This is a genomic window from Pseudomonas sivasensis (assembly GCF_013778505.1).
GTDB classification, from domain to species: domain Bacteria; phylum Pseudomonadota; class Gammaproteobacteria; order Pseudomonadales; family Pseudomonadaceae; genus Aquipseudomonas; species Aquipseudomonas sivasensis.
Genome location: NZ_JAAOWU010000030.1, coordinates 1 through 14618 on the forward strand (window position 1 = coordinate 1; position 14618 = coordinate 14618).

4 protein-coding genes and 2 pseudogenes are annotated in these 14618 nt (G+C 51.4%); 5 read left to right on the plus strand and 1 reads right to left on the minus strand.

Annotation, left to right across the window (positions count from 1 at the left end; all coding sequences use genetic code 11):
• A pseudogene (locus tag G9Q84_RS30050) lies at positions 1–105 on the minus strand (fimbrial protein); the annotation flags it as partial.
• 495 nt (positions 106–600) lie between these two features.
• Between G9Q84_RS30050 and G9Q84_RS27975 the strand changes: the two are divergent.
• From G9Q84_RS27975 to G9Q84_RS29650, 5 genes and pseudogenes are all read left to right on the plus strand, one after another.
• A complete protein-coding gene (locus G9Q84_RS27975) occupies positions 601–5886 on the plus strand; it encodes a PAS domain S-box protein (protein WP_181644447.1) in 5286 nt (1761 codons plus the stop codon).
• Positions 5883–6824, plus strand: a complete 942-nt coding sequence (locus tag G9Q84_RS27980; RefSeq protein WP_181644448.1) for a diguanylate cyclase — start codon at positions 5883–5885, stop codon at positions 6822–6824. Before G9Q84_RS27975 ends, G9Q84_RS27980 begins: the two co-directional genes overlap by 4 nt.
• A 571-nt stretch (positions 6825–7395) precedes the next feature.
• Positions 7396–12354, plus strand: coding sequence for an AAA domain-containing protein (locus G9Q84_RS27985; protein ID WP_181644449.1), 4959 nt, complete (start codon positions 7396–7398; stop codon positions 12352–12354).
• The gene (locus tag G9Q84_RS27990; protein ID WP_181644450.1) at positions 12347–13900 is read left to right on the plus strand and encodes a hypothetical protein; all 1554 of its coding nucleotides are present in this window, start codon (positions 12347–12349) and stop codon (positions 13898–13900) included. Before G9Q84_RS27985 ends, G9Q84_RS27990 begins: the two co-directional genes overlap by 8 nt.
• A gap of 100 nt (positions 13901–14000) precedes the next feature.
• Positions 14001–14357: pseudogene (locus tag G9Q84_RS29650) on the plus strand (TrlF family AAA-like ATPase); the annotation flags it as partial.
• Positions 14358–14618 lie beyond the last annotated feature (261 nt).

A 14618-nucleotide genomic window follows, 5' to 3' on the forward strand; every position in this document is an offset into this window, starting at 1 on the left:
CACGGAACCGGTGAATTGGATCTGCCCGTCCGCAGCCTGTGCGGTACCGGCCAGCAGCCAGCAAGCGCCGCATGCGAGAGTGATTTGGCTCAGTTTGTTCAGCATTGCAATGCCCTTTACGAGATGGTTGGTTGTCTGCTTACCCCCGTTGGGTAAGCCAATCCATAGTGCATTGCTGCCTTTTCCAGGCACATAAGACAGATCTTAAAAACTCGCGAACTAATGGCTCTACTCGACCGACGAGTCCATATCAGATGCCTCATTGCCGACTGCGTGGTCAACAACAGGTCTCAGTCACAGTGGGACTTGATCTGCTATCGTTGAGGAATACATTCCATCCATGTTGGAGCGATAGTTCAGATTGCGCGAAGCTTGAGACTGGTCGCAGAAGGTGTTGATTACGAAATTCAAGCTCAAGCACTGCTTGCTCTCGCTTACCAGGTCATGCAGTGGTATCTAAATGGTATACCGATGCACGTGTCTGATTTTGAGGCCTTTATATTCCGAGGACTTGGTTAACCGCTAAGAAAAAAAGCGATAACCCGAAGATCGGGTCAGCATTTCGGATTTACGCTGTATGCCACGAGTTAAGGAACATGAATGTCCGATTTTATTGACTTAAGGGTGTCAACTTCAGAGAGCCGTATATCCTTTTGGACGCTGCCCGCTCTGATTCTCATGCTCGGCTTATTTGTCACCGCAGCAGTTTGTTTGTGGGCATCACAGCGCAACCAAAATACTACACACGAGGCAATGGCTGCAGCCACTGAGCGGGCCGTTTCAGTAATTCAGTCCCGGCTCCAGCGCTATCAGTACGGTCTTCGTGGAGCCCGAGGTGCACTGCTCACAGGAGGCGAGCGCACAGTCACGCGCGAGCAGTTCAAGCGTTACAGCGACAGTCGCGACCTTGCCCGCGAATTTCCCGGCGCGCTTGGTTTTGGCTTTATACGAAGAGTCCCACGACCGGCAGAAGTCAGTTTTATCGAGGCAGCACGTCGCGACGGCATGCCCGACTTTTCGATCAGGGAGCTCTTCCCGAACGAGGGAGAGCGATACGTAATCCAATACGTTGAACCGTTCGAACTGAACCGGCCAGCGATTGGCCTAGACATTGCTTCGGAGACCAACCGCAAAGGTGCTGCACAAAGTGCGATGCTTAGTGGCGAACCAACACTGACAGGGCCAATCACGTTGGTTCAAGCGACTGGCCATGCCAACCAATCTTTCCTGTTCTTGATGCCTATTTACCGCACAGGTAAAACACCTGAGACAGAAGCAGAAAAAATAAACGAAGCTTATGGCTGGAGTTATGTTGTCCTGAGGATACAGGACGTACTGGGCGACAGCGGAGTCAACCTCACACAAATACGTTTAGAGTTACAGGACCTAACAACACCGGAGCGTCCGGTGTTGTTTTACTCGACCGCAAGTCCAGAAGAATCAACACGAGTCATCGATAGCTACTCCATTAAACAGAGTGTCTATGGCCGGACCTGGCAACTGAAGCTAAGTATCTATCCAGAATTTATCAATTCACTTCCTTTGATGTCTGTCAGAACCTTGGCCTTTATCGGTTTACTGATTAGTATACTAATTGCAGCGTTTACCTTCTTATGGCGCAATAGCCAGCGCCGCAAAGGCCAGCTTGTTATGGCGAGACTACAGCTTGCCACCATTATAGAAAGCTCGATTGATGGCATCATTGTAAAAACACTTTCAGGCACGGTAGTCAGTTGGAATAAAGGAGCGGAACATCTTTTCGGCTATACGTCCCCTGAAGCGACCGGTCAGTTGCTTAGCTCATTGATCGTGCCTCTAGATCTTCAAGAAGAAGAAATATACATCTTGGAACGTATTCGTAGCGGCCATGCAGTCGAGCACTTTCAAACCGTTCGGCAACATAAGGACGGCCACTTGATCCAGGTGTCCGTTTCCGTATCCCCGATGTGCGACGCCGCAGGAAGAATTACGGGCGCCTCCAAGACCATCCGCGACATCACCAAAGAAAAGCTAGCTGAAGCGCAGGTGTTGGCAAGTAATCTCCGGCTGGAGGGGGAAGTCCAGAAACGCACTGCTGAGCTGGACAGCACACAGCGTGTGCTGCGTACCGTTTTGGATGGCATTCCGTCAATGGTTGGCTATTGGGATACGCAGCTCATAAACCGCGTCGCCAATCATGCATATCAAATCTGGTTCGGGCTAGACCCAGAGACATTGCCCGGAAGCTCAATGAAGGATGTTTTGGGTGAGAAATTATTTCACGCTAATCGCGGTTATATAGATGCTGTGCTGCGAGGAGAACCGCAGACCTTCGAACGAGCAATCCCCGGACCTGATGGAAGGATTCGACATTCGCTTACACACTACATCCCGGATGTCGCCCAAGGTGACGTTAAGGGGTTTTTTGTGATCGCCCATGATGTGTCTGAGATCAACGAAAGCCGCCTCCAACTGGCGCAGGCACTACGTGAAAATGACCTGTTATTACAGACTATAAACGAGCAGCTACTTTACTCCGCAACCGATACCAGCGGCGTAATTCTGGATGTAAATGAACGCTTCTGTGAGGCTCACGGTTTTGCACGAGATGAGCTACTGGGCCAGACTCACAGGTTGCTCCAGTCGGGCGTTCATTCCGAATCATTCTGGCAATCAATGTGGTCGACGCTCCAAGAGGGCAAAGCGTGGCATGGCGAAATTTGCAACCGCGCCCGCGATGGCCATCTGTGTTGGTTCGATACCGTTATAGCGCCCCGATTTGAGAGTGACGGAGCTATAAGGAGTTATATAGCTTTGCGCATCGATATCACCCATCGACGTGCTGCAGATGAGGAAGTTTCGAGACTTCATTTGTTATTGCACACGGTGTTGCAAGCAGCCTCAGAAGTATCCATTATCGCGACTCATACAGATGGCGTGATTAGCGTATTCAATGTGGGCGCCCAGAATATGCTTGGCTATGAGGCGAGTGAGGTTGTGGGTGTGTTGACGCCGGCCCACTTCCATCTGGAGGAAGAGGTTGTAGCTCGCAGCCAACAAATGACCAAAGAGTTTAATCAGAAGATTGAAGGCTTCCGCGTCTTTGTCCATATCCCTGAAACGGCTGGCGCTGAAACACGGCAATGGACTTACGTGCGCAAAGACGGTTCACATCTGACCATTTCGTTGATAGTTACCGCCATGCGCGATTTCCAGGGACGCATTACAGGCTATCTGGGCATTGCCACCGACATTACTCAGCAAGAACTACAACGACGTGACCTTGCTGCGGCACGAGATCAACTTGTACTGGCCGCCGAGGCGGCGCAGCTGGGTATATGGAGCTGGATGCCTGCGCAAAACGTGATGGAGTGGAATGACAGAATGTTCAGTCTCTATGACACGCCTAGAGACTTAAAGCATGGTGATCAGCTCTATGACCACTGGCGCTCGCGTATACACCCGGAAGATATCGTCGCGACCGAGGCTAGTTTACTTGCTGCCATAGAAGGGAATGGAAAATATAATCCCGTTTTTAGAGTGCTCAAGCCCGACGGTTCTATTCGCTATGTGCAGGCAGGCGCGTATGTAGAACGAGATCAAGATGGAAATGCCACGCGTATAACTGGCATTAACCTGGATACTACAGAGCGCAAGGAGGTCGAGGCCGAGCTGCTTGGTGCTATAGAGCGCGCAGAACAAGCTAGCCAGGTCAAAGGCCAGTTCCTGGCTAACATGAGCCACGAAATTCGTACACCCATGAATGGGGTGCTGGGCATGCTAGAGTTGCTGCGCAAAGCTGGGTTGGATCGACGACAAGATGACTATGCAAGAAAAGCACAGACGGCCGCTCAGTCGCTTCTCGGTCTTCTGAACGACATACTCGACTTTTCGAAAATAGATGCTGATAGATTAGAACTTGACCAGCATCCATTCAACCTCGAAACACTCATGCGTGACTTGGCTGTTATCGTCTCAGGCAATTTGACCGGAAAAGACGTCGAATTATTATTCGATATTCCCGCCCAATTACCTTGTGTTTTGATCGGGGACCAACTTCGTCTACAGCAGATTTTGATTAACCTGGCTGGGAATGCAATAAAATTTACCCACGAGGGGCAGGTTGTTGTACAACTCACCGAGCTAGCACGCACTGACGAGCAGATGATGTTGCGAATTTCTGTTGCAGATACAGGGATAGGTATAAGCCCTGCACAGATCAGCGGGATTTTTGACGAATTCACGCAGGCGGAAACCTCAACAACCCGACGCTTTGGTGGTACTGGCCTCGGTCTGGCAATCAGTAAACGCTTGGTTCAGATGATGGGCGGTGAGCTAAAAATTCGTAGCGAACTGGGAAAAGGCAGCAAATTTTGGTTTGATATTGCACTTGCTATTGATGATGCCGCGCCGCTCACATCGATTCAGATTTCCACGGAGCAAAGTCTTCGTATATTGGTTGTTGATGACAACGTCTTATCAGGAAAGATTTTAGTCAAGACACTTGAAGCGTTCGGCTGGGATGTCGTTTTTATCAATGAAGGCAGCGCGGCTGTTCAGTTAGTTCATCAATCCATCCAACTAGGCGTCCCTTTCGATGCTGTGATTATGGATTGGCGAATGCCCGATATGGATGGTTTGACAGCAGCAAGCTTGATAAAAAACTCCCCCGATAATCTAAAGCCTCCAGTGATTGTAATGGTGACAGCATTCGGCCGCGAAGAACTGGCTGACGCGGTTAAGGATCAAGACGCTCCCTTTGAGGACTTTCTTACCAAACCGGTTACGCCTCAACAACTTTATTCTACCATTCAATATTCATTAGGAGCCCCCGTCCCCTCCGATATTTTCCATTCTGCGCATACAACTGCTCGGCGACTTGTAGGCCTGCGCCTTCTTGTAGTTGAAGACAACGCGCTCAACCGACAAGTCATCAGTGAGTTGCTGAGTGCCGAAGGCGCTGAAGTGACCCTGGCAGACTGCGGTCTGCTGGGTGTCGAACTTGCTACACGAGAAAAAGGCGAATTCGATGTCGTCATCATGGATGTGCAAATGCCAGATATTGACGGAATTGAAGCCACCCGCCGTATTCGATCCAATGGTGAGTTCAAGTCACTGCCCATCGTAGCCATGACTGCAAATGCATCACGTGCTGATCGCGACTCCTGCCTCGCTTCAGGCATGAATGAACATTTAGGCAAACCCATCGACATGGCCGAAGTCGTTCCCGTATTACAACAACTGACGGGACGAGAGATTGGAAACCTGTTTAAAGAGATCCATTCACAGTCTCTCGATTGTAAGAATTTCATCGAGCCGATTGCCAAAATTTCACAACGCCTAGGAGGAAGGCTTGATGTATACGCACTGGCGCTAAGCAGTTTTGGCGGTGAATGTGAACGTCTGCTGGGAGAGTTGCAAAAACACTCTGAGGCTTTTGAAGCGCATCGTGTTGCCGATACCTTGCACGCACTAAGAGGTGTCGCAGCGACAGTAGGCGCAACGGCCTTAGCAAAACAGGCAGGTGAGTGGGAAGTTTTAGCAAGGAAAACACCACCGAACGCGCCTGTGCTTACCCTTGATGTAATCGCTTCCCTTGCAGGATTGATGAAGGCGAGTAACGAAGGGTTGCAGAGCGCATTTGATACTGGGAGTATCTTGATACCGCGTGAGGAGCCAAAAGAGTCGCACTGGTCTCCCGAACAACGTATTGCATCGCTGGAGGAGCTTTTGGTAATGCTGGTTGCAGGAGATATGAGAGCGCTGGACCATGTCGCTGAGCTAGAGGCCCATACTCCAAGATCCCTACGGACTGTGATCGACCGCCTCGTCAAGCAGGTCAGAGACCTGAACTTCGATGATGCTATACAAACAGCCAAGCATTTACTGACGGAGAAGTCTAAATGAAAGCGCTTCTCAATGAGCTAATCACCAATCGAGGGTTCAGGCCAAAAATCCTTGTGGTCGACGATCAACCTGTGAATATTCGACTGATCAACGAACTATTAAAAGGTGAATACGACATCATTATGGCTACGGAAGGCAAGCAGGCTCTTCTCAAATGCCAAACACAAAATCCGGATTTGATCCTGCTAGACGTATTGATGCCTGGTATGTCAGGCCATGAAGTATGCCGCATCCTTAAGGCCGACGAGCAAACACACAACATTCCCATAATTTTCCTGACCTCCCAAAACGATGAAGTCGATGAAGCGCTGGGGTTCGAATTAGGCGCGGTGGATTTTATTACCAAGCCTATAAGGTCTACGGTTATCAGCGCACGGGTCATAGCTCATCTAGCGCTAAAGTTACAATCTGACTTGCTAAAAACCATTGGGCTGACAGATGGTCTTACGAACGTTGATAATCGCAGAAGGTTTGATGAAAATCTGCAGCGGGATTGGCTGCAGTGCGCCAGACATGGGCAATCCATTTCACTCTTGATGATCGACATTGACCATTTCAAGCTATACAACGATCACTATGGCCATCAACAAGGAGATGAATGTTTGCGTGCGGTTGCCAATGTAATAAAAAAAGCGCTTAGACGCCCTTACGATTCAGTCGCTAGGTATGGCGGTGAAGAGTTTGCTTGTATTTTACCAAATACGGACGCTGCGGGCGCGTTGAAAGTTGCGCAGGGTGTTCTGCAGGAAGTCCGCGGATTGGGTATCCAGCACATTAACTCGAGTACGCGCGAAATTGTGACCGTCAGTATCGGTGTTGGTACTAAAATTCCGACTATAGATACTTCGGCCGATGAATTGCTTAGAGCCGCGGATAAAGAACTTTATAAATCTAAACAGTTCGGTCGTGACAGGCTTAGCTCTATCCAGGCTAGCTGATTCTTCGCTCATTAAAATATATCACGCCCGTGAATATACTGCCTGATTTCGCGGGATCAGACGCCTCACGAGCATTCGAGTCGATTATGATTTTAACGTCGCCGATGGTCTTACGATATATGGGCGTCAGGCTGTCATCTGCAATCCTAATTGCCTGATCAATATCTCCTTTTTCCAGCTGCATTAATACTTTTTCAGCTGTTGAAATACGGACTGGCAAGTCACGTTAGAAATCATCACCCTCTTCCCGCTGGCAGCCTCCTGTGGAGTTGCTGCAATCCTAAGTTCCTCCTCTCTCGGCTAGGTAGGTGAGTGATGGCATTCTGATTCGACCCCGGTTACGCTGTTACCAACCAGGGAGGACGCGTGATGAGTCAGCATCTTTTGAGTTTCGTAAGGCAGAATTTTAAAACGGACCCACTGACGCTTAGGCTCACTGTGTCATCCCACACCAACAGCGTGTCTTAAATATCAGCAGGAGCTGTGACTGAATACCGGAAGGTTGCCAAGGAGGCAAAACCCGCCCAGGCATCCTTGACCGAGGTCACAGGTCAGCAGTAGGGAAGCCAAAATGAAAGTCATCGTTCGGGGAAATGCGTTGCACAAGAGTGAGACCAACGCTCTTGATCAAATCCAAAAACAGCTTCGTGACAGCTGGTTTGGTTATGCTTCTGTACTGATCGCCGACAGACAAGGGTCAATGGAATTTGACCTGATCATGGTGACCCATGATCGCGTGCTGGTGGTTGAGCTCAAGGAATGGAATGGGAGGCTCACCAATTACGACGGCAACTGGATCATTACCCACGCCAACGGCCATGAAGAGAACCGTGGCAAGAGTCCATATCACACCAAGCGCGATCAGGCCCTGAGACTCGGCAAGATCCTTAGGCTGGAGCTGGAGCGAAAACTCGGCTATTACCCATTCGTAGAAGCGCACGTTGTGCTGTGTGGCAGTGCCACACCCGAACACCTGCCTGCGAGCGAGCGCCAGTTCGTTCATACCCTCGAAGACTTCCTCAAGATCGGTGGTAACGACTACCTGAACTTTGTTCAGAACGTTCCAATGATCAGGTATGACGACCGAAGCCGCCCGCGCCCGAATCAATGCCAGGCCATTTTCGACGGCTTTTTCAGAGGAAATCGAGTTCAGCTTGCTGAGTTCAAGTACTTGGAATACACCGCTGCTGTGGCCCCCGATCGCGTCCACGATCAGCACCTTTTCAGTGAATACCCTGCAACCAACCCTGGCCCACCTCAAAGCAACGCGATGATGCGCCGCTGGGATCTGGGAGCCCTGGGTCTGGCGTACCGTGATGACATCACTTGGCGCCTCGTGGTGACACGCGAGAGTTTCGTCTTTCGAACTGCCAATGCTACTAACAGCCCATTGGAAGACTTCCTGCTGAGACCGATTTCTCCAATGGTCAACGAAAACGTTACGGCTGACTGCGTCGAGCTATTTGAGATTCGCAAAAACACGCTGAGATTGGAACAGCACCTCAACTTGCACGGCCATAAGTGGACGCCAGACGAGCGCCTGGATTTGGCTAAGGCGCTGTTTGCGCCTTTTGCAGAATTACACAACCTGGGCTTCGCCCACCGTGACATCAGTGCTCAGAACCTGTGGTATTCGCAAGACTCCAGGATCATTCTGATCTCCAGTTTCCAAGCCGCATTCCTGCCCGATAAAGGTACGGTCAAAGACCTGTTCGAAAAGCTGCGCAGCAACAACACCATGCTGCCGGAGGATGTGTACGCGTGTGAAGGCGATCCACTGAGTCCGTTCGCCAAAGACGTCTACTTGCTCGCGCTTGTTGCCCACAAGATCTGCTTTCATGGCGCAAAGTTTACGCTGGAGGACGGCGTTCCAGTATGGCGCTCGGTGGCCAACGATCCTTTCAACGGCAAGCTGGATTCGTTCTTTGCCAAAGCCATGGATATTGAGCAGCAGAATCGCTTTACCAACGCAGCCGAGATGCTGGGTGAATTCAACACCCTAGTGATCGGTAAGCCGCTTCAGTACGACGATACCCAAGAGGTCATGCAGGAGATCGCCAAAGGCGACTTCGTCAGGACTGATTGGAACCCCTACATGCTGATGAGTTACTTCCCGCCAGCGCCAGGCGCGGTTCCTTCGCCCGTGGGCGACAAAATGGTATACCGCTGCACAGTTGATGGCGAAGAAGCGCTGCTGAAGTTCTTTCCCAAGGCTGTGATTGATGTCAAAAACCCAGGCACCAACCGACGCATTCTGCGCATGCGAAAGCGCATTGAGAAAAGTATCAAAGACGAGCTTCCACTTCCGGCTCTGCTTGCCCATGGCATGTTTGGCGGTGGCAACGGTCTCTTCATCGTCACCCGGTTCGAAGAGGGTATCGTGTGGCCTGAGTATGTGGCAGGTCTGACCTCGCTGCAGCAAAAGCTTGAAGCAGCTTCTGCGCTATGCAATCTCCTTGAGGGCTTGCACGGGCGGGATTTTGCCCATGGGGATCTGCATCCAGGCAACATCCTCGTGCGTCCGAGCGAAGAAGGTGAGCCTTTGAACCTGATTCTGATCGACGCCCTGGACTATGGCGACACCAGCGATCCATACAACGTTGAGTACGGCCCGACTGACCCTTCCACGACCGATAGCTTTGGCCGAGACGGTTACGCGCTCTACAAGATCGTTCAGGAGCTTTTCGGCGACGAAGCGCCAAAGGCGCTGTCCATCGAGTTTGCGTTGCGCACAGAGCAACCCAATGGCGTCCCTGTGTCGATCGAGCCATTGGGGGAAACCATCAGCGCAGAGCTTGAAGCGTGCAGAAAGCCGGCAATCGTGCAAGCGCCTGCACTCAGGTTCATTGCCGACTCGTTCAAGTTTCCGATTGAAGAAACGATGCTCAAGTCCAGCGGAACAATGTACTACCTGAACGTTGAGGCCGCAGACCGTCATCCAAAGCATATGCACGTGCGGATCACAGGCGAGGATAAGCGCCTTTCTTTCACTTTCGATCCCGAATCGAACGCCATCCTTGCTCCATTTTTGACGGATGTTTCTTTCAGCGACTGCATTTCTGCGGGGCAGCGCGCCCAATCTACCTTCGACCAGCCCATCGTGGTGGGAAGAGGTGTGTCCACCAAGCTGAACGAAGAGCAATTTGTTGCGTTTCTGATGGATCAGGAACCCGTCCAGACATTCCTATGCAAAGCCGATGTCGATCTGGATGACCTTGAGCTCGAGGACGAGCCCGAAGGGATTAACCAGACAATCAGGCCTTCGTCGATCTGGAAAACCATGGTGGAAACCGAAGGCGACCAGCTCATGCGAGTGGAGATTGCCAACACCTCTTTTGAAGAAAGTCCAAGCGGTGCTCTGCTGATCCCATACGTATCTAGCAATGGGCAAGACGTCGATTTCAGCGACGATAGCGCAGAGTTGCGAATTTACTTTGAAGAGGGTGGTAAGCCTTTCGGAGAGGTTGTCGCAGAAGAATGTAGTGGTGTGCGCCTGGCGGTGCGTATGTTCTCTGCTGGCATCCGAAGCGTTAAACAAAAGCTCACTGCTGGTACAGAGCTGATCTTTGAATCCAAACTCAACGGAGCATCGCGTGCGCGTCGCAAACGAGCTATGGAGCGCGTGCTTAATGGGGTGGCGAGAATCTCGCATCTGCCGGCCTACTTTGACAAAGAGAGCAACGTCAAGTCGAAGGTAATCGGCAAAATCCCCGATGAGGCTGCGATTCGTGCGCGATATGATTCAGAAGAACAGAAACTGAACCCAAGACAAATCATTGCCTTTCAGAGAGCCGTCTCTGAAGGCCCCATTGGAATTCTTCAGGGCCCACCCGGCACGGGGAAAACCGACTTTGTAACAAAGCTGATCCACTATCTCTTCGAGCACGAAATAGCCGGCAATATCTTGTTGGTAGGCCAGTCACATGCGTCGGTGGACACTGTGGCTATCAAGGCGCGGGAGCTTTTCTCGGAAATCGGCAGCGACATCAGTGTGGTTCGCTTGGGCCATGAGTCGGCAATTGATGATCAGATGCTTCAGTGCCACTCCAGCTCCATCCAACGCCAGATTCGCTACAAGTTTCAACGCGAATACGAGAAGCGAATCAATGCCCTTTCTTCGCGTCTGATGCTGAACCAGGATCTGGTCGAAGAGCTTGCCAAACTGCATCGCAGCGTCAGTCCTATTCTTGAGCGCATCTGCACCTATACCACTCAAAAGGACGAGGTTGCACGCAAGCGCCACCTTGCTGAAGAAGTGCGGATCGAACAGATGAATGGCTATCAGGCCAAAATCGACAGTTGCATCGAGTCACTCGAAAGCAACCTGAGTACTCGCGGGTATGAATTTTCGCTTCCGCTGGCTTCTGATCCTAGCTATTGGATGGATCTATCGAGGCAGGTGGCCCGTCAACATGGGATCACTGACCAGCTGGCACTTCAACGTCTGAACAACTTGATCGGCATCAGCAAGGATTGGATCGACGTGCTGGGATCGGGTGCTGCCAACTATGACAAATTCCTCGTCAAGACGTCCCAGCTAGTGTGCGGGACGCTTGTGGGTATTGGTGCCGAGAGCATCAACATCGAAGAAATCGAGTTCGACTGGGTAATCGTGGACGAAGCAGGGCGAGCCCAGGCGTCAGAGCTCATGATTGCCATGCAGTGTGGACGACGGGTACTGCTGGTTGGCGACCATAAGCAACTGCCGCCGATGTACGACAAAAAGCATATTCGCGAAGTAACTCGAAAGCTGAAGATCGACGAGCGCGAAGCCCGCAAAACAGATTTTGAGCGAGCTTTTGAGGTCAACAACGGCATTGCTTTCGACACCCAGTACCGGATGATCGAGCCCATTGGGAAGATCGTTAGCCATTGTTTCTACGACGATGACCTTCGTAGCTTCCGGAAAACTGCAGGCGCCTGGTGCAATGAGCTTCCTTATCCGCTAAACAAACCGGTCAGCTGGATTGACAGCGGTACTGGTGAGCGAGCCGTGAATGAGGATGAGCCTGAAAAACACAAGTTTGTGAACAAGCATGAGCTCGCTGTGTGCTTGCACGTGCTTCGCCAGTTGGCAAAACCCGAGCAAATGGAAAAGCTCAATGCCAAGCGGACTGCGATGAATCCCCAGCCTATTGGCATTATCACCATGTATCGAGGGCAGAAGCAGTTGATTGAGGAGGAGTTGAGTCGGGCTGAGTGGGCTGCTCCCCTTCGCGACGCTGTAAGAATAGACACGGTTGATAGCTTCCAGGGCCAACAGGCCAGAGTTCTGATTCTGAGTCTGGTTCGAAACAACGATAAAGGGCTTCAGGGATTTCTTGTGGATCAGTCCCGAATCAACGTGGCGCTGTCACGTGCTCAAGATCGGCTGGTCGTCATCGGTTCTCTTCGAATGTGGAATGGGGCAAATGCGCCAACCGCCTTGGGCAGTGTCGTCAAGTACGTCACCGAGCAGCAAAAACTTTTTCCAAACGATTACGAAATCGTAGATGGCACCACTGTGATCGAGGGCCCAAGCCATGACTGAAGAATATCAAGCTACCGATGCCTCTGGATTTCGCATCTGCAACACGATTTCTCTGTTGGTGCCAGCCTATCAGTACCAAATCAAGTGTGCCTGGACAAAGGAAGTCTCTCTTCCTGCGGTAGAGGAGTTCACCTGTCGTCTTCTGCTGGCGCTTGGAGAGATTTTGCCGGGTGAAGTACGGCAGTACTTCGGGCTGTCCGCACGGGAGTGTGATGTGCTGATCGAAACCTTGGTTCGCAACAAGCTTGCCATGCACACCAGCGACGGTCACCTGACTCCTTCGTCAATGCTGATGGATCGCACTAGAGGCAGCTCGACCGCAAGCCCAAGTCTTACCAAGTATGAAGAGCGCATTGAGCAGCCGATCTTCGAGCTATTGACCAAAACGGTCATGCCGCCGAGTCAGTACAACCGTAGTCGCTGGGGGCTTCCGGAAATTCCGGTGCCACCGCAGAACAAGGGCTGGTCTACGCAAGAGGTGGCCGACGCTTTCGGTTCTCAGTACCGAGCATTCCTGGATTTTTCAAAAATTCCCGAATCGGAGAGCCGCAGAACTCGCCTGTACAAGGTCGGCACCTGTGATCAGGCGTCCCCTTTGAACATTCCAGTGGATATCGAAATCGGGTTGCTGCCCACATCTGCCGGGAATGTAGAGATTATCAAGAGGGTGGCAGAGAAGGTCGGTAATGCTAGGCAAAGACCCTTGACCATGGAGCTTGAGGCCAGAATATCGGATTACCTAAACAGTCTGAGAATGCCAATTGAAGGCATGAGTCTTCCAGACTACTGTGAGACATTTAAGGACGAGGTTCTCGTTCGCTACCTTGATGATCGAGGTTTGGACATCAACACTTGGATGCTGGATCACAAGAACCGTCGCACCGGCTACGGTAGTCAGCACACCAAGGCTATGATCGGTCCAATCTATGACAACAACAATCGAATCACTTTGGGTCGAATGTTGGAAGATCTTGCACGAGATTGGCCCGAAGGATCGGTCCATTCAGCGCTTTGGCTATCCAGTTCGGTACCGCTGTGGGCGGCGAACGGTACACTGCTTAGCGACTTCTGCCGCAAGACGTCTGAAAAACTCAGCGACGCGCCGCACACTAAAGGTCGAATCACAGCAATCCTGCCATTTAATAACCCCAAGGAGTTGGGGCAATTGCGCAGGACGTATCACACCCGTATTCCAAACGGGGTCGCCTTCGGTGGAAAAGACCTTCAGGATCGTTTCGAGATTTTCCTGGTTCCCGGTCAACTAGCAGTCGTTCAGTACCACTTCCAGCCAAGTGATGAGAGCGCCGCGACGGTACCTATCGGTTACATCACTTGCGATCTCGAACGCGTCGCCCATATCGACAGCTTCCTCACCACACGCTTGGCAGCGCGTGGTGAGGCTAAAGTAGCCTGGAAGGAAGACCCTGAGATTGATGTTAACCATTTGATTGACAAGGAGCGACTGGAGATCATCCAAGCGGGCGCTTTGGAGCCTCCGATGACAACCCAGACAACGCCCACTTTCAAGAAACCACCTCGTGGGTAGCCTTTGAAACCCCTGATTTAAAGAGGTGCTACCCGTCATTGGTCGGGTGATAAAGGGTGGGGATTACGGAGCAGTGCGTAGGTTTAAAACGCGCTGCCACGTATCCCAAGCGTGCCGTGGCAAGGCTGAGTTAGGGGGCTCGTTCAATAAGTTTTTGAAAGCCGAAAAAATGATAGACGACCCAGTACATGGACCACCCGCTGTGCTGGTTCCCCGAAGACGGTGCACAGGTGGAATACAGTCGCAAAGGTTACGGACGGGTCTTCCAATCCTTCGGTCAGGCCTCTGTAGGTCGCGCGTAGCTGCCATGCTGCCTTTTCTGCTGGCACATGGAGGTGCACCCTTGGTACTCGACCAACCAGAGGCTTACCTGGGCAACCACCTTATCTATGGACTGGTTGTTCAGCAGGTCCGCTCTAACGAACAGCGCCGCCAGCGACTCATCGTGACTCATAATGCCTTAGGAGAAATGACGTGCTCATCAGTTAAGAGAAGAATTGTAGTGGTCATCAGTGGCTGCTCGCAGAAAATGAGGGGAAGCCGCTTGTTGTAGGGACTTGATACATGTGTGCACTGGAGTGACCAAAAGGAGGACGTTCGAACACGCAATGCCGCGTCATTGCTGGGTGCGACAGTTTTAATTCTCTATTACCTTCGTGCAAACTGCCATTTTGGACGATTGCGACAGTTTTGCGTTTTCTTTCTGCGAGGCTGTAAG

Bases quoted from the DNA above. Each gene is read 5' to 3' on its own strand.
- G9Q84_RS27980 (WP_181644448.1), top strand. From the start codon at position 5,883: ATGAAAGCGCTTCTCAATGAGCTAATCACCAATCGAGGGTTCAGGCCA.
- G9Q84_RS27975 (WP_181644447.1), top strand. From the start codon at position 601: ATGTCCGATTTTATTGACTTAAGGGTGTCAACTTCAGAGAGCCGTATA.
- G9Q84_RS27990 (WP_181644450.1), top strand. From the start codon at position 12,347: ATGACTGAAGAATATCAAGCTACCGATGCCTCTGGATTTCGCATCTGC.
- G9Q84_RS27985 (WP_181644449.1), top strand. From the start codon at position 7,396: ATGAAAGTCATCGTTCGGGGAAATGCGTTGCACAAGAGTGAGACCAAC.